Annotated in this window: 13 protein-coding genes, 1 pseudogene and 1 riboswitch; of the genes and pseudogenes, 1 reads left to right on the top strand and 13 read right to left on the bottom strand. The window is 54.2% G+C overall.

Translation table 11 applies throughout. From position 1 onward, the window contains the following. Positions 1-95: 95 nt before the first annotated feature. The 8 genes from scpB to NSU18_RS31185 form a co-directional block, all read right to left on the bottom strand. Positions 96-692 carry an SMC-Scp complex subunit ScpB gene (gene scpB / locus NSU18_RS31220; protein ID WP_036698207.1) on the bottom strand — a complete coding sequence of 199 codons (597 nt, stop codon included), beginning with the start codon at positions 690-692 and terminating at the stop codon, positions 96-98. Next, entirely contained in the window at positions 661-1,452 is a 792-nt protein-coding gene (locus NSU18_RS31215) for a segregation and condensation protein A (RefSeq protein ID WP_341018259.1), read from the bottom strand. The genes scpB and NSU18_RS31215 overlap by 32 nt, the downstream gene beginning before the upstream one ends. 133 nt (positions 1,453-1,585) lie before the next feature. Further along, on the bottom strand, positions 1,586-2,053 hold the full coding sequence (ribH, locus tag NSU18_RS31210) for a 6,7-dimethyl-8-ribityllumazine synthase (RefSeq protein ID WP_036727378.1): 468 nt from the start codon (positions 2,051-2,053) through the stop codon (positions 1,586-1,588). 42 nt (positions 2,054-2,095) lie between these two features. Continuing rightward, positions 2,096-3,349, bottom strand: coding sequence for a bifunctional 3,4-dihydroxy-2-butanone-4-phosphate synthase/GTP cyclohydrolase II (locus NSU18_RS31205; RefSeq protein WP_341018258.1), 1,254 nt, complete (start codon positions 3,347-3,349; stop codon positions 2,096-2,098). Between the two features lie 63 nt (positions 3,350-3,412). After that, positions 3,413-4,081, bottom strand: coding sequence for a riboflavin synthase (gene ribE / locus NSU18_RS31200; protein WP_341018257.1), 669 nt, complete (start codon positions 4,079-4,081; stop codon positions 3,413-3,415). 26 nt (positions 4,082-4,107) lie between these two features. Next, positions 4,108-5,214 carry a bifunctional diaminohydroxyphosphoribosylaminopyrimidine deaminase/5-amino-6-(5-phosphoribosylamino)uracil reductase RibD gene (gene ribD, locus NSU18_RS31195; protein WP_341150908.1) on the bottom strand — a complete coding sequence of 369 codons (1,107 nt, stop codon included), beginning with the start codon at positions 5,212-5,214 and terminating at the stop codon, positions 4,108-4,110. Between the two features lie 223 nt (positions 5,215-5,437). Next, positions 5,438-5,611: riboswitch (FMN riboswitch) on the bottom strand. 106 nt (positions 5,612-5,717) lie between these two features. Continuing rightward, entirely contained in the window at positions 5,718-6,119 is a 402-nt protein-coding gene (gene mscL / locus NSU18_RS31190) for a large conductance mechanosensitive channel protein MscL (RefSeq protein ID WP_341150907.1), read from the bottom strand. A gap of 509 nt (positions 6,120-6,628) precedes the next feature. Then, positions 6,629-10,162, bottom strand: coding sequence for a collagen binding domain-containing protein (locus NSU18_RS31185; RefSeq protein ID WP_341150906.1), 3,534 nt, complete (start codon positions 10,160-10,162; stop codon positions 6,629-6,631). A gap of 280 nt (positions 10,163-10,442) precedes the next feature. Here NSU18_RS31185 and NSU18_RS31180 point away from each other — a divergent pair, with 280 nt between their 5' ends. Next, positions 10,443-11,204 (top strand): YwaF family protein, encoded by a 762-nt coding sequence (locus NSU18_RS31180; protein ID WP_341150905.1) that lies wholly within the window; start codon positions 10,443-10,445, stop codon positions 11,202-11,204. 379 nt (positions 11,205-11,583) lie between these two features. On the opposite strand, the gene NSU18_RS31175 is transcribed toward NSU18_RS31180, so the two are convergent. The 5 genes and pseudogenes from NSU18_RS31175 to NSU18_RS31155 all read right to left on the bottom strand — a co-directional run bounded on the left by NSU18_RS31175 (position 11,584) and on the right by NSU18_RS31155 (position 17,383). Then, entirely contained in the window at positions 11,584-12,015 is a 432-nt protein-coding gene (locus NSU18_RS31175; protein ID WP_036727386.1) for a peptidylprolyl isomerase, read from the bottom strand. A 124-nt stretch (positions 12,016-12,139) separates the two neighbouring features. After that, positions 12,140-13,474 carry a diaminopimelate decarboxylase gene (lysA, locus tag NSU18_RS31170; protein WP_341150904.1) on the bottom strand — a complete coding sequence of 445 codons (1,335 nt, stop codon included), beginning with the start codon at positions 13,472-13,474 and terminating at the stop codon, positions 12,140-12,142. A gap of 192 nt (positions 13,475-13,666) precedes the next feature. Further along, positions 13,667-15,346: pseudogene (locus NSU18_RS31165) on the bottom strand (spore germination protein); the annotation flags it as partial. A gap of 949 nt (positions 15,347-16,295) precedes the next feature. Then, entirely contained in the window at positions 16,296-16,721 is a 426-nt protein-coding gene (locus NSU18_RS31160) for a stage V sporulation protein AB (protein WP_339249408.1), read from the bottom strand. Next, positions 16,718-17,383, bottom strand: a complete 666-nt coding sequence (locus NSU18_RS31155; RefSeq protein WP_341150903.1) for a stage V sporulation protein AA — start codon at positions 17,381-17,383, stop codon at positions 16,718-16,720. Before NSU18_RS31155 ends, NSU18_RS31160 begins: the two co-directional genes overlap by 4 nt. Between the last annotated feature and the right edge of the window lie 29 nt (positions 17,384-17,412).

Here is a 17,412-nt window from a genome sequence, read left to right as displayed (position 1 = left end):
TCGGTGATCTCGCAAACTTCTCCATTTTTTACGAAAAAATGCCGCTGCCCCCGAAGGGACAACGGCATCTCTATCACAGCGGCAGGCCGCTGCAGTTATTCTACCTCATCAAAGGTCATCTGGCTGTCCAGCTTGCTGAACAGCAGCTGGGTCTCCTCTTCCAGACCCTCGGAGGTATCGAAGCTCGACGGCTCCGGCAGCTCCTTCAGGCTGGCCAACCCGAAGCTGTCCAGGAAGGACTTGGTGGTGCCGTACAGAATCGGACGCCCGACAGCCTCCGCCCGGCCCACCTCGTGGATCAGATCCTTGTTGCCCAGCGTGTGGATGGCCCGTTCGGATTTGACACCCCGGATCTCCTCGATCTCCACTCTCGTGATCGGCTGCCGGTAAGCCACAATCGCGAGTGTCTCCAGCGCCGCCTGGGACAGGGAGGATCTGGAGGGCGAATACGCCAGCCGCTCGAAATACTGTGCATGCTCCGGGAGTGTCGCCAGCCGGTAATTTCCGGCAATCTGGACCACCTGAAGACCCCGGCTCTGCGAGTGGTAGTCTTCTTTTAAATCATCCAGCGCTCTTGTCGCCAGATCGGGCCGCTGCTCGGTAATCTCGGCAATCTGCCGGACCGACAGGCCTTCATCCCCCGAGAGAAACAGCAGGCCTTCAATAATCGATTTCAGCGTGTTGTAGTCCACTGACATCCTCTCCCCCTCTCCACTCCATAACAATATCCTCAAATAATTTCTCCTGGTAGCAATAAATGGCCTTCATCTTCATCAGCTCCAGAATCGCCAGGAAGGTGGTGACAATCTCATGCCGGTCCATCTCCTCATGCAGTAGGGACGAGAACCGCATTCTGCCGCCGATCCCTTTGCGCTGGAGCGCTTCGGATACATCACGGATGCGGTCTTTTACCGAGATCTCATCCCTGGTAATCCGCTGGTACGAGGTGCGCCGGGCAGCCTTGCTAAGCGCCTTGCGGAACGCAGCGATCAGATCGGCGGTGTGCAGACCCTTCAGTGTATTGTCCGTCTGCGCAGGAACGAAGGGGCCGAGATCCTCAGGCTCCTTCGTAAAAATCAGGCTGCGCTCGCTCTCCATATCCAGCAGCTGCACCGCGATGCTCTTGAACTTACGGTATTCAATCAGGCGCTGCACCAGCTCCGCTCGCGGATCATAGCCGTCATCTTCGTAATAATCGAAGTCCTCGAACTCAATAACGGGCGGCTTCGGCAGCAGCATCTTGCTCTTAATCGACAGGAGCGTGGCAGCCATCACCAGAAATTCACTGGTGATATCCAGCTCCAGCTCCTTCATTCCCTGTAGGAATTCCATATACTGCTCGGTGATCTCGCTGACCGGAATGTCCTGGATGTCGATTTCCGCCTTGTCAATCAGATGCAAGAGCAGATCGAGCGGACCTTCGAACGTCTCCAGCTTGTACAATACAGTCACGCGGTTTCCTCCAGCCCAAAAAAAGTAAAGTGCAGCGCCGCAAGGACGCTACACAAGTAGAAAGATCTATGTTCATGCTTTCTTCTCATACCTATAAATAAGCACGATTTACGCTCTTTCGTCAAGAGATGGTTTATTTGAACAGCTTATTCAGGTTAGCCATCTCGATAGCGGCAGTCGCTGCATCCCAGCCTTTATTGCCGGCTTTGGTCCCGGAACGCTCAATGGCCTGTTCAATATTCTCCGTTGTAACCACACCGAAAATGGTTGGAACACCGGTCTTAAGGTTAATCGCCGCCACGCCCTTGGCCACCTCGTTGCACACATAATCATAGTGCGTTGTAGATCCGCGAATGACTGTGCCCAGCGTGATGACGGCGTCGTATTTGCCGCTTTCAGCCATTTTTTGGGCGATCAGCGGAATTTCGAATACGCCCGGTACCCAGGCCACATCCACTTCATCATCGGCGACGCCATGGCGCTTGAAGGCATCGAGTGCCCCGGAGAGCAGCTTGCTGGTAATGAACTCATTGAAACGTCCTACAACCACCCCATATTTCAAGCCCTCAGATACTAAATGTCCTTCAAAATAATTCGGCATGCTACTCATCAACCCTTCGTGTATAGGATAGGTAATCTATGATTAAATTTTGGTATTCTCATTCTGTTCGATCTTGTCAAAATTCAGCAGATGCCCAAGCTTCGCCTGCTTTGTATGAAGATAATTGGTATTGTCCTTATTCTCCGGCATCTGGATCGCTACGCGCTCCACCACCTCAAGTCCGTAGCCTTCCAGCCCCTTGATCTTGCGCGGATTGTTGGTCAGCAGCCGGATCTGCCGGATGCCGAGATCCTTAAGAATCTGTGCCCCGATGCCATAATCCCGCAAATCCGCCGCGAAGCCCAGCTTCAGGTTGGCATCCACAGTATCCAGCCCTTCCTCCTGCAGCTTATAGGCACGCAGCTTGTTAATCAGGCCAATGCCCCGGCCCTCCTGGCGCATATAGAGGAGAACGCCCCGGCCGGCTTCTTCAATCTGGTGCAGTGCCGCTTCGAACTGCGGACCGCAGTCGCAGCGGTGCGAATGGAACACATCGCCGGTCAGGCACTCGGAATGCACACGCACAAGCACCGGCTCATCCCCGGAGATATCACCTTTAACCAGGGCAACATGCTCCTTGTCGTCTACCTCGTTCGTATAGGCGATGGTCTGGAAATCACCGAAATCCGTCGGCAGATTCACCGCTACCTCACGGGTAACCAGATGCTCCTTCTCATTACGGTAGTGAATAAGGTCCTTGATGCTGATCAGCTTAAGATCATGCTTCTTGGAGATTTCAATCAAATCAGGCAGGCGGGCCATTGTACCATCCACCTTCACCACTTCGCAGATGACGCCTGCCGGGTAAGCCCCGCACATGCGGGCCAGATCGACAGCAGCCTCCGTATGCCCGGAACGCCGCAGGACTCCGCCCTTCTTGGCGATCAGCGGGAACATATGCCCCGGTCTGCGGAAGTCGGCCGGCTTGGCCTTGGGGTCCAGCATGGCCTTAATCGTCTGGGAGCGTTCACCAGCCGAGATGCCAGTCGTTGTATCCGCGTGGTCAATGGATACCGTGAACGCCGTACCATGGTTATCGGTATTCTGGGATACCATCGGGTGCAGGTCCAGCTCCTCTGCACGCTCCGCTGTGATCGGTACGCAGACCAGGCCGCGTCCTTCGGTAATCATGAAGTTAATCACTTCCGGAGTAGCCCGTTCCGCCAGAGCAACGAAGTCTCCTTCATTCTCGCGGTCCTCATCATCTACAACGATAACGACCTTACCGCGCATTAAGTCATAAATCGCATCTTCAATCGGGTCTAGAACGCTGTCTTTATCAGCTTGCTGGCTCATACTACTGTCCTCCTAATGGCTATGCGCCCTGCCTGACGGCCTGCCGCATGCCTGATCTATAGATTATACAAACCCGTTGGCCGCCAAAAAATCATGGCTGATCTTCGAGCTTCCTCCATCCTCTTCATTGCCCGCGCGTGAACCGTAATGGAGCAGATGGTCCACGTATTTACCGAGCACATCACATTCGATATTCACCCGGTCTCCCGCCCGCTTGTGGGCCAGCACCGTCTCTCCCAGCGTGTGCGGGATAATCGATACGGTGAAGGTTGCGGCTTCCGTCTTCACAACCGTAAGGCTGATGCCGTCTATCGTAATGGAGCCTTTGGGAATGATGAATTTGAACAGAGATTTGCGGTCCGGGGCAATCTCGAACACCACTGCATTCTGATCGCGCCTGACGCTGCGAATCTCACCGGTTCCATCCACATGCCCTTGGACAATATGCCCTCCGAAGCGTCCTCCGGCAGCCATGGCGCGTTCCAGATTCATTTTGGACCCGGTGCGCAGCTCCTTGAGCGTACTGTTGCGGTAGGTCTCGGGCATCACGTCAACGGTGAAATGCTGGCCCCCGAGTGAGGTTGCCGTGAGGCAGACTCCATTGACCGCCACACTGTCGCCGATCTTGAGATCTCCCATAATGAGCGAGGCGCCAATATTCAGCACCATCATTTCCCCGCCGCTGGTAACGCTGCGCAGAACTCCTACCTCTTCAATCAAACCGGTAAACATACCATCCCTCCTTCCTGAATGTTCGGTTAATGCTGAGGAACCGGGGTGCCGCTGATACACACATTATCCCCGAGCACCTCCACTTCCAATCCTTCAAGCTGGATGGCATCACGCATCAGCTCCACACCTCCGAAGTCGAAGGTCCCCGCTGCTTCCGCGCCGCCGCCGACAATCTTGGGCGCGAAGAAGAGGACCACCCGGTCAACCAATCCTTCCGCAAGCATCGCCCCATTCAGCATCCCGCCGCCTTCCAGCAGAATAGACCCAATCTCCATTGCACCGAGCGCAGCCATAGCCGCCTGCAGATCCACACGCGGACCGCTGCCCGCAGCAACGACCTCTACCCCTGCAGCCTGCAGTGCTGCTCTGCGGTCAGGATCAGCTGCCTCTGTCGTCACGACCACCGTAGGCGCGAGGCCATCCTTGACCACCGCGCTGTCCATTGGAAGGCGCAGCGAGGAATCGATGATAATCCGCAGCGGATTCCGTCCGGGCACATCCAGTCTGGTCGTCAGCGAAGGGTTATCGGCAATCACCGTATTCACCCCGACCATAATCCCCTGATGGCGGTGACGCAGGGTATGTACGATCTCCCGTGCCTCAGCATTCGAGATCCACTTACTGTCTCCGGTCCGGGTGGCGATTTTGCCGTCCAGTGTGCTTGCGCTCTTAAGGGTTACGAACGGCTGCTTCGTCATAATATACTTGATGAACTTCTCATTCAGCCGCAGCGCCCGGCCCCGCAGGAGGCCTACTTCAACATCAATCCCCTGCTCGCGCAGCATCGCAATTCCCCGGCCCGCCACCTGAGGGTTGGGGTCCTCACAGGCAACAACCACTCTCGCCACCCCTTCGTCAATCAGACGCTGGCTGCAAGGAGGGGTAATGCCGTAATGGCTGCAAGGCTCCAGCGTAACATAGGCCGTACTGCCTTGTGCTTTACCGGCTGCCATATTAAGCGCATGCACCTCGGCGTGTCCGGTCCCGCGCTGCAGATGGGTTCCAATCCCGATCATGGCGCCGTCCTTCACGACTACGCAGCCGACCACAGGATTAATTCCGGTCTGTCCCTGTGCCCGCTCCGCCATATCCAGCGCAAGGGACATGTAAAACTCATCGTTCATCTTATCCATGTCTTGCCTCCTATCCCAAGGCTGTAGTCTTCATGTGTACCAAACCAAAAACAGAAAAACCCGTCTCAATCTCCAGGAGGAGTTCAAGACGGGATATACGAGAGGTAATCACAGCAAAGAATATATGCGTAAATAAACGCCGGACCTCCACCATTGTGAAAGTTCGCACATAATATCCGAAAACATTGCTGCTTGGCCGCCTGCTGCAAGCGCGGCGCGTGAATCTCTCCTTCTTCCATCCAGACTATACTGTCGGTCCCGGAATTACACCGGGTCCACCGTCCGTATCATTATCATACGAAGCGGGTAGCGGACTAAGCATCAGAAGCGGCAATTATAAGCCAGCTCCAACAGCATCACCGCCGGTAGGGAATCACACCCTGCCCTGAAGGATTGATCTATTCAGTTCAATACCAAGTTACGCCTACAACAAAATTATCACTTCACTGCGGGAAATGCAAGTGTGCTTCGGAAATTTACTATATTTATGTAACTTAATTCCCTTATACACCCGTCTCACGCTGCTTGTCCGCTCTCAGCAGATCGCGGATTTCCGTCAGCAGGACCACATCCGGTGCCGGTGCAGGTGTCTCTACTACCTCAACCTTGACGGTCTCCTTACGTCTGAACCGGGTACTCAGCTTCACCACCATGAAGATGGAGAAAGAAATAATGAAGAAGTCGACTACGGTCTGGAGGAACATGCCGTATTTTACTTCCGCTTCACCAATGCCGAAGCTTAGCCCCTTCAGATCAATACCTCCGCTGATCAGACCGATAAGCGGCATAATGATGTCTCCTACCAGCGAGGTGACAATTTTGCCGAATGCCGCACCAATGATTACGGCCACCGCCAGATCAAGTACATTGCCTTTCATAGCGAAGCTTTTGAATTCCTTCCACATGACGAACCATCCCTCCGAAACTTTGAATTTAAAATTATTATAGCATTTATAGCAATGCGTATAGCAAGATGCAAGTTGAAAAATGTATAAACGGTAGATGGTTTCCGATACAGCCAATTTATATTCGGAGTAGGATTAACGTGTGCACTTGGATGGACGCTCCGCAAACGGACCGTTGTTCCAATCGCTGTGGTCTCCAGATTTTTTTTATTCCCCTGAGCGGTGAAAATCCGGAGACCAAGGCGACCGCTAACGCTTTTACACAATCGGTCCGTCCGCTCCGCTGTTTAAGCGGGATGCGAAATACCAATTGCCCGAGTGAGCGAATGAAGTGCATAAGTATACTTGATTTCATCAGAAATGAGCAAAAGGAGCGGTCCTCCAATAAGGGAGAAACGCTCCTTTTTTCATATTCAGCTTCGAGAAGATATAGGTTTTGATGCCACCTATAGAATATTTACTTTTGGCACAGCCCCTGCTGTAGCCCTATTCCGCTGCTCTACTTCAGCCTATTCCTGCTTGCGTGTTCTGCGGAATACCAGGCTGAGGATGAGGCCGCCCACGATCAGGCCAGCACCCGTCAGGTAGATAGGCAGCGGGCTGCTCTCTCCGGTCTGCGGCAGTCTGCCGCTGCCGTCGTTTGTACCCGAGACCGTTCCCTGCGGAACCTCCTCGTCTTCAACATCTACCTCCGGATTGCCCAGCGGGATATTATCGTCGATTGGCGTCACCACTTCAGGTGCTGCCGGTGCTGGAGTCACCGTTGGTGCTGGTGCAGAAGGCTGCGGTGTTCCCGGCAAGCCTGGTCCTGCAGGAATCTGCGAATCATCGATAATGACCCCTGGTTCGAATGTTCCCGCTGGTGTGGGCACCGGAGTAAATACCGGTCCTCCAGCAGGCGTTGTCGGAACAGGTGTAGCCTCTGGCCCCGTAGAATCTGTAGGAACTGCCGTTGGAACTGTAGTAGGAACTGTAGTAGGGACTGTAGTCGGAATTGTGGTCTCTACTGGTGTCTCAGTCGGCACCGGAGTTACAGTCGGCGTTGGTGTCTCAGTCGGTACTGGAGTCACTGTCGGCGTTGGCTGCTCCGCCAGCTTATTATACAAGGTAACATTCAGCACGGCCGATGAGCCGATCGTCACCGGATGCTCGGTGGAATCAAGCACATAGCCTTGTGGTGCAACCGTTTCAATCAGGACATAGCTGCCCAGCCATAGATTGTTGAACGCGGCGATGCCTGCTGCATCTGTGGTGCGGGTATTTACCAGCACCCGGTCACTTCCGTTCAGGCGGTATAGCTCATAGGTAGCTCCCGCCAGCGGTTTGGCAACATCCCCTGCTTCCAGCTTGAAGACATTAAGCGTCCCTCTGACGCCGCTGCCTGTTCCCGAACCACTGGATACTCCCACGATAATCTCCTTGCTCGTCTCCTTCATGATAAGCTTGACATTATTGCCGGTGAAGCTTACAGAGTTGACCAGCTTATCGCCAGTGTTCGCTACGATCAGCGACTGATATTCCAGCACATAAGCGGAATGGATGTCACCAGGGAAGCTTAGGACGAAGGACTGACGTCCCTGTGCATCGGCGCTGATCGTTAAGGTGTAATCGGTATCCTTCTGAAGTGCAGGCCCGCTTTTTGTCACTTCGCCGTTCACGGCCGTAACCGTACGGTACAGCTGGAAGCTGTCCGGCAGCAGGATCTGATTCGTGCTTGGCACATCGGTGATCACGGCATCTTTTACATGGGACTGGGTCCGGTTGATCGCAATGGTCCAGTTCAGCTTATCTCCATTCTGCGCGCCGTCTTTGAACACATATTCATTCCCGTGCGGGATATCTACCCTGGCATTTAAATCCTCGGAGACCTTCATGGTGCCATCCAGCAGCTTGGCTGTATTGAGAACCTTGGTTCCAATTAGCTGTCCGGCCAGGCTGGTTTTGAATACGATATAATAAGGCGAATTAATGGCTTTGTCAAAATCAACCCTCAGCTCATTGCCGCTTCCCACGCTATAGCTGAACTCATTGCCGTCCACCTCAGCGCCAGGACTATGGGTCCCATTCTTGGCAATATTCATCTTGTATACCTTAAGTGAGCCGGGTACCAGAGACTGTCCGTCACCCAGTACATCCGTCACTACAGGATCGGCAATGAATTTGCTGTTGTAATTGACGCCTACGGTCCAAGTCAGTTCTTTGGCCGAAGCATCGTACGCCCCGGATTTGAACCCGTTGGTCTTCACCTCTAAATTAGGAATAAACTTCCCGCTGGCTTCTGTCCATTGTGGCTTGTTCTGGCTGTCCTTCCAGTCAATCCGGGCCACGTTGATGAAATCATCCGTATTTCCGGTAAGCCAGTCATTGCTGAATTCCGTCTGATAACTAATGGTATGAGTACCTGTAACGGGTGAATTGAATTTCACCTTGAAGCCTTCATTCGGCTGAGCCGGAGAATTCACAATCAGAGTATAAGCCGATGAAGGGATCACTGTGCCGGATAGCGTACGGACCACCAGAGAACCTGAGATGTATTTCTGTCCTCCCTGCGGGAAGCTGTCGGTAACCACCACTTCGTTCATTGGATAATTGTCACCGTTGAATGTGATTTTCCAGTCAGTTGTGTGTTTGTTGTAATCCACCCCGGACAGATTCTTATAGATAATGATCGGCCGGATCAGTTGAGTAGCATTGCTGCTATAGGTGCTGTCAGTGACAGTGTTGGTGATCTTCGTATCTTTAAACACACGGTCTGCGGCTTTGGTCGTGTATTCGATCAGATAAGCCGATTTCACTGTATGCTTGAACTCCAGTCGGAATCCGTTGCCGGATTCGATGCTGACTGGCGTTACTGTGTAATCACTGCCTGCATTAAGAGCCGTGCCCTTTGCAGCTTCTCCGGCTGCATTCAGAGTAACCGGATAGATCCGCACCGTGTTCTCCAGGAGCACCTGGGAGCTGTTGAACACATCTGTCAACACCGCGTTCTCCGGGGAGATCGTCCGGTTATTGTAGTTGTATTCGATAGCCCAGTTGATGGTCTGGGTGCCCCAGTCATAACGGACGGCTTTTTTGTTAAGGCTGCCTCCGCGTTCAATGACCACTGTATCCGAAGCACTTACCGGGTCACGGCCGTTCCCTGTGAAGGTAGCTGTGTTGGTGAAGGTGGACAAGTTGTCGCTTACGACCTGCGTTGTATACGCGATACGGTATGCCCCGGTAATCACAGGGTCGGTGAACTGAAGCTTCAGCATCCCGCCGGAGACATCGGCTGTATATTTGCTGCTGTCTACCAGTTGCCCTTGTGTAACCGTGCCGTCTAGCTGAACATTCAGCTGATAGACGGCAAGTGTAACCGTACTGTCCAGTGCCAGCCCGGCAGGAACCGGGTCGGTCACAGCCGCGCCGCTTACCGGCTCCAGTCTCTTGTTCACATCAACAGTCCAGTCAATATGATCGGCGTTGAAGCCGCTGGAGATTCCCTTCTTGGTAATTGTCGAGCCTACAGTAGGCTTGAACGATACCGTAACCGTCTGGACCCCGCCGTTCACCGGGAATAGAATCTGCTGGACGGTGCTGCCGCTGATCACTTTTTTGTCAAATTGGGTATTAATACGTAAGGTTCCCTGCACATTGGCATGACTCTCGATATAATCGTTAAACGTCATCACTACCTGATGAGTAGCCTGGCTGACTGTAAATGTGCCTACCGTCCCATCGTCCGATTCCAGCCCGCCCTGAATATCATTGAAGAGCTGGAACTGCTCGGGAAGCTGGAAAGTGAAGCTGTCTCCCTGGCTATAGCCGTGGCTGTTAGGAAGCGACCAGGTATAGTCCAGCTTCACGGTGGAGTCTACATCATACACACTGCCTGTCACCGTCTGCCCATCCGGACCATATACCGCCATGGATACGCTGGTAATAATGTCTCGGTCCTGCTGGGTGGCCGCTGCTGTAGCCTGCCGGGTGAAGCCCAGTCCTGAGACCATTTGCACAAATAACAGGACCAGAACCACTGCCAGGCTTGTTCTTTTTTTCACCATTTCCCAAAAGCCCCCGTTCTTTCGATTGAATGATTTGAAGCATACTGCTAAAAAGATGGCTGCTGCACGCACCGGTAAGGACACACTCCACCTGAAGTTTCGTTATGTATACGGGCTAAGAGTCCATCTTATGTAAATAAACTAGTAAACCTGACTTTTCTGCCCACTACAGACGATATATACTTATATCACCTAAGAGTAGAACTTTAGAATCAGAAATGGTTAAAATTAAAGAAATTATTATGTGACTCCTATTTCAGGATTCAAGGAGAGATTCCAAGTGAACCGAACTCTATTCTGGGACCGTGCGCGTGACAGCGATTTCGTTATGCTTTCCGTCTCCCATCTCGTTGCCCTGGCTATTATTGCCCTATGCTGCCTGGCGCTCTTTGGAGCCCGCTTCGCCCTGCGCAGCCGGTCCGGCCTGCGGTTAGGCGTACGCCTGCTGCTGATCCTGCTGCTGGCCGCTTCCGAGGGGGGCCTGCATGTCTGGTATCTGTCCCATGACAGCTGGAGCCGCAGCTCCTCCCTGCCGCTGGAGCTATGCGGAATCACCCTGCTTCTGTCGATCTTGATGCTGCTCACACGCAGCAGGCTGCTGTACAGCTTTCTGTATTTTGCCGGAATCGGCGGTGCATTCATCGCCCTGCTTACACCTAACCTGGTCTATCCGTTTCCGCATTTCCGCTTCCTGCTGTTCTTCATCGCCCACGGGTCGATCATACTTGCATCCCTGTACATGACCTGGGTCGAAGGATATAAGCCCACTTGGCGCTCATTGTTCTTCACCATGCTCTGCCTGAACCTTGTCGCTGCGTGTGTATACGCCGCCAATATGCTGCTGGACTCCAACTATATGTTCCTGATGCACAAGCCCAGCACGTTCTCGGTACTGGACTATTTCGGCCCTTATCCCTACTATCTGCTGGTTGAAGAAGGCTTTGCCTTCGTCATCTTCCTCCTGATGTTCCTGATCTTCTTCAAGCTGCCGGAGCTGTACACGAACCGCCGCGCCGCAACCAGCCGGAAACTGGGCAGGTAAATTCAGGGGAGGAGAATGAGGGGCATTAATGCCCCTCATTCCCGCCTAGCGCCGATATCTGCAAGTTCAGGAGCATGCTAGTTGGACAAACGCAGCTTGTTTCGGATGGTTTGGAGCCTTCGAAGAAATTAATTGGATAAACGACATTTAATTTTGCGCTTACCCTCTACTCTGGTCTATTTGCAGCATTTTAAGTGCTGTTTTTCCACCTGTTGCCTAAAAAGAGTACCTCCGCTCCTGAGTAATTGGAGAAAATCCAACTACATTGTATAATTCACCTTACGGCAAAAAGCACCCGGCTGGATAACCCAGCCGGGTGCTTCGGCGATGCCCTAGGAAGAAAAGGACCTCCCCCTAAAGCGTCTATGGAGTGCTTGTATTAAGCTTCAACAATTTCAACGGTCGTCATCTTGTCGCGGCCTTTGAAAGCGTCAACCAGATCCATGCCTTCAACCACTTTACCGAATACTGTGTGTACTCCATCAAGATGCGGCTGTGGAGCATAAGCGATATAGAACTGGCTTCCGCCTGTGTTCTTGCCGGCATGGGCCATAGCCAGGGAGCCGCGCTCGTGCTTGTTCGGGTTGATCTCGCAGTTGATGGTGTAGCCAGGACCGCCGGTGCCTGTTCCGTTCGGGCAGCCGCCTTGTGCTACGAAGCCTGGGATCACGCGGTGGAACAACAATCCGTTGTAGAAGCCGTCTTTTGCCAGCTTCTCAAAGTTTGCTACTGTATTAGGTGCATCCTGGTCGAACAAGTCGATCAGCACGACGCCGCCGTTTTCGAGTGTAATTTTCGCTTGCTTAGCCATATGTAAATGACCCCTTTCGAAATGACAAATGTAGAACACGTTTATTAGTTTACTATGAAACGGGGCACAAAGCAAAGCAAGCGGGAAGTCTTCCCGCCTGCCGCTATAGCACAACCCTTATGTCTTAATTCGTAACAGCCTGTTTGGCAATCCGTGCAGGAACGATATCATTGGCAACAATGTCCTGATGGGACTCACGGCGTACGACCAGATCACTCTGCCCGTTCTGCACGAATACCACCGCCGGACGGCGGATTCGGTTGTAGTTGCTGGCCATGGAGTAATTGTAGGCTCCTGTGCAGGCCACAGCCAGCAGATCGCCGCTCTCCACCTTAGGGAGCTCAACATCCCAGATCAGCATATCGCCGCTTTCGCAGCATTTGCCGGCGATGGATACCTTCTCCACGTTAGGCTCAGTCGCACGGCTTGCCAGCAGTGCTTCGTACTTGGATTCATACAAGGCCGGACGCGGATTATCTGTCATGCCGCCGTCAACGGCTACATATTTGCGCACACCCGGAATTTCCTTGCTGGTTCCAACTGTGTACAGGGTCGTACCGGCATCCCCCACGATGCTGCGGCCCGGCTCCACCCAGATCTGCGGCAGCGAATCGTTAATGCCGGTGAAGTGCGTCTTCACTGCATCTGTGATCGCTGCAACGTATTCGGAGACGAGGAGCGGCGTATCGCCGTCCACATAACGGATTCCGAAGCCTCCGCCCAGGTTGACTACAGGGAAGGAGATTCCCAGCTCATCCTTGACGGTACGGGTGAACTCAGCGATCCGTTCAACGGCAAGCTGGAAGCCCTCAGTCTCAAAAATCTGCGACCCGATATGCGAATGCACGCCGAGCAGATTCAGATTAGATAGGCTGTCAGCCAGGCTAACCGCTTCACGGGCTGAGCCGTTTCCGATATCGAAGCCGAATTTGGAGTCGGTCTGTCCTGTGGAAGCATAGGCATGATGGGCATGGGCTTCAACCCCAGGCGTGACGCGCAGCAGAATATTAACCGTCACTTCTCTGCGGGCGGCAATGGACTGAAGCAGACGAAGCTCCACCAGATTGTCGGCGACAAAGCAGCCAATTCCTGCATCGATCGCCATCTCGATCTCATCCGGTGTCTTATTATTGCCGTGGAAATGAATGCGTTCCGCCGGGAAACCGGCTTGCAGCGCAGTATACAGCTCACCATCGGAGACCACATCCAGCGACAGTCCTTCCTCATCTGCAAGCCGGCACATCGCCATCGTCGAGAACGCCTTGCTGGCATAAGCCACCTGGAACCCGAGACCGGAAGCTGTGAACGCCTCCATGTACTCGCGGCAGCGTTGGCGGACCAATTGCTCGTCCACTATATATAGCGGTGTTCCATACTCCGCCTTCAACTCGGTTACATCACATCCGCCGATCTCCAAATGCCCTGCATCATTGATTCGGCTCGTCCCGTGTAAAAACATTGCGCAGTCCTCCAATTTCTGTGGAATCATCCGATCCACCCTGTCTAGTATATGATTTGGGGCCCCGATGCGTTCCTGAAACAGATGCTCAGAATACAAATCCGGCTTATTGCGGGGCTGTTCAGTATATTCAGTATAACAGACAGAGGGAACACCATTGAATGGACTTTTTTGCAGTTGATTTGTATTTTCCTACGACTTGCGCGGGGCATCCTTATTCTCCGGCATCCGGGTGTTATCTCTTGTTTTGTTGAAGGATGGCCTTGTTTTGGAGCTGAGCACCGGCTGACGCAGGAGGATCTCCGCCATAGCTTTTGCATTAAATGGTATAAACGGCCACATGTATGGAGAGTTATACGAACGGTGTGTGGTCAGCAGCACCACCAGCAGCGTTGTCCCGATCATGAAGCCGGGGATGCCATAAGCAGCCACCGCCAGCAGCAGCGCAAGCCGGACAATCCGGTTGGCCAGCCCCAGCTCGTAGCTCGGCGTTGCAAACATCCCGATGGAGGCCACCGCCATATAGAGCACCACTTCATTGACAAAAAGCCCGGTCTGTACGGCGATATCACCGACCAGAATGGCAGCGATCAGCCCCATCGCGGAGCCGAGCGGAGTGGGTGTATGCACCGCAGCCATCCGCAGAAGATCCACCCCCAGCTCAACGATCAGAAATTGGGCAATAAGCGGGAGATTGGCTGATTTTTGCGGACCGATGAAATCCAGCATGCCGGGTTTGAGCTCCGGATGAAGCACCATCAGCATCCACAGCGGGAGCAGGAACATCGACGCAAAGATCCCGATGAAGCGGACCCAGCGCAGATAGCTGCCCATAAAAGGAGTCTGGCGGTTCTCTTCCGCATGCTGGCAGAGATCAAAAAACGTCGTCGGCAGCACCATGACACTCGGTGAAGTATCGACAAAAACGACCACCCGGCCCTCCAGCAGATGGGAGGCGACAATATCCGGCCGTTCCGAATAACGGACCAGCGGATAGGGGTTCCACCCGCCGCCGACAATAGCCTCCTCCAGCTGCTTGTCTGCCAGGGGAATGCCGTCGAGATTGACGCTTTTCAGCTTGTCGGTAACAGCCTGCACCTGGGTCTTATCCACGATGTCATCAATGTAGGCCAGACAGACATCCGTCCGGGTCCGCCGTCCGATCTGGTGCATCTCCAGCTTCAGCCCCGGGTCGCGGATACGTCTTCTCACCAGGGCCACATTGCTCAGCAGCGTCTCTGTGAAGCCGTCGCGCGCTCCGCGGACCACCCGCTCAATCGACGGTTCATCCGGGCTTCGGGAAGGGTACGAACGGGTATCCATGATGATAGCCTGTGATTCCCCTTCAATGAAGAACGCACTCATGCCGGATAACACTTTGTTGATGCTCTCGCTGAACAGCTCGCCTTTCTCCACCTGAACATGGGGAATGTATTCACTCATGAAGCTGGCGACCACATCGGCCGATACATTTTCAGGGGTCAGATAGGTCAGGCGCTTCAGAATTTCATCGATAATCGTATCCTTGGCGAAGCCGCTGATGCAGAGCAGTGCTGCGCGTTTTCCGCCGAAGGACATTTCCCTGAACACAATATCGAAGGATGAGCCCAGCCCCAGCACCTCGGTCAGTGTATTCTTGGCATCCGCAAGGGATTGCGGGATCTTGTCATTGCCTTGCCAATAGGTAATCGACTGCTCCAGTGAGTCAGAGCGTTCCTCGTCCCTTTTTTGCTGCAGAGGGTCCTTGGGCTTGCTTGCAGAGTCAGCTCCCTGACCGGCTTTGGCCTTCTTGGGGGCTGACTGCTTGGAGGCGGCCTGCTTAGGCTCGGACTGCTGCGGCTGACCAGCTTCCTGACCGTCCTCCTGATCCTCAGACTCTTCATCATCTCCGAATAATCGGGCAAAAAAGCCTTTATGGCTCTTCTCCTGCGTCTGCGCCCCGAGCTCGTCCGAGGTTTCCATCTCCTGTGACTGGCCTCTGCCGTCTTCCTGGGCTCCCTGTTCCGGGCCGGAATCCGCAGCTGCTTCCTCCGGCTGACCGGACTTGCCCAGTTCATCCGCAGCTTCCATCTCCTGATTGGATGCATCCATATTACCGGAGCCGTTCCCGGACTGCTCCTCCGGGCCGGCATCGTCACCGAACAGACTGCTGAAGAACCCTTTGATCCCTCCGCCGGACGATTCCTGATCGTCTGCGTTATCGGATGCGGGATCGTCCTCGCTGCTGGCCCCTTCGCTGCTGTCCTCTTTATCTGTAGCCGCTGCATTCTGACCGCCTTCTGTCTTCCCTTCTCCAGACGCAGCTTCTTCCCCGCCAGTATCTGCAGTAACTCCAGATGCAGCGTTTTTACCGCCGCCAGCCTCATCATCGACAGCCGCTGCATTCTGACCGCCTTCTGCCTTCCCTTCTCCAGACGCAGCATCTTCCCCGCCGTCTTCCTCGCCATCGCCAGCTGCTGCATTCCGACCGCCGCTATCCTCCCCGCCGGTATTTGACGGAGCATCCAGGCCCGATGGGCTTTCCTGCCCGCCCTCAATCGGGCGCGTCACCGCGCCCAGCTCCGCCGACGCCTCCAGCTCCTGACCCCCGCCGCTCCGGGACGCTGCCGGTTGCTCTTCCCGTTCCGGCGGCTGCTGCTCCGTCACCGCACCCAGCTCCGCTGACGCCTCCAGCTCCTGACCCCGGCCGCTCCGGGACGCTGCCGGTTGCTCTGCTTGCTCCGGTGACTTCTGCTCCGTGCTCTGCTCCGCAGAACGGTCTTTCTTTTTATCCGTCTCTACCTGATCACCGCTGTGAATATATCTCACTCCCTAGCCTCCTTTACTGTTGATAGACAAACCAGTCGAACAACGAGCCCGCCACCTTGCCGCATACCATTGCCATTAAGAGACCAAGCAGCAGATGGGTCATATGCAGACGTTTGGCCAGGATCGGCAGGACATTGAGCACCTCAGTCAGAGCCGCAGCCAGCATGCCGATGAATATGCCGTTGAACAGGCCGACCCCAAGCTCAATCAGAGGGCCAGCCGCCATTTTCCAGTTCCAGAAGTCACTCACCGTCCCCAATAGGGAACCGCCGACCATCGCTCCCTCATACCAGTGAACCTTGTCATAGGAGGAGGTGAGCTGAGCCAGCCGGGGAATGATATCCAGCACTACGAATAGCGCAATCACCCCGCCGCCCACTGCGATTCCACCGGCAATCCCGAGCAGCAGATGAAGTCCAAGCGACAGCGGTGCCGTCATGCGCCCCCCTCCCGGCTGCCGGGTGCTTCGTCACTGCGGCGTTTCATTTTGCGGTACTCCTCATTGATTACATATTGATCGATATTCTTCTGATACAGGAACATTTCCACCTCAAGGGGGGTCGGCTCCTCGTTCCATTTCTTTTTGAACAGATGATTGAAAAAAATGACCATCCCAAGCCCGATGCCCAGCGAATAGGCAATCTGAAACAGGTAAGGATGCTCGTCCCTGCGGCCGGTCAGCATCTCAACAATCCGGATCTGTACCTCCAGCATGCTGACATCGGCATGGAAATTCATAATCGTCAGCGCCGAGCCGAAGAACAGCAGCAGCCAGACCAGCACGAACAGGGCTATAGAAGGTTTAGCAGCCGTAGACGGACCTTCAATCTGTACAATGGTGCGGCCTTCGCCGATCGGCTGAATGTCCGCATCGGGGTGCATATCCTGAATCCGGGGAATGACAGTCAGCAGATCAATCAGAATCAGATTTCCGTCACTCTCCTTCGGCTGAAGCACAAGCAGTGTATACAGCGGCTCCCGCCACTGCGGGTCAGTGATGAGATAAGCGACATCGCGCAGCAGCACCCCCTTGCCCTTGGGCACCGTCACCCGGTTCTTAAGCTGGATATATACGACTGGAGCCTGGGATTCACTGTTCATCTGCGGGGCCTCCTTAAGCTCAGGTGTGA

The sequence above is a fragment of the Paenibacillus sp. FSL H8-0048 genome (assembly GCF_038002825.1).
GTDB lineage: Bacteria > Bacillota > Bacilli > Paenibacillales > Paenibacillaceae > Paenibacillus_AQ.
The sequence above is the reverse complement of the archived record's forward strand: the minus strand, read 5'-3'. Positions and strand labels throughout refer to the sequence as shown.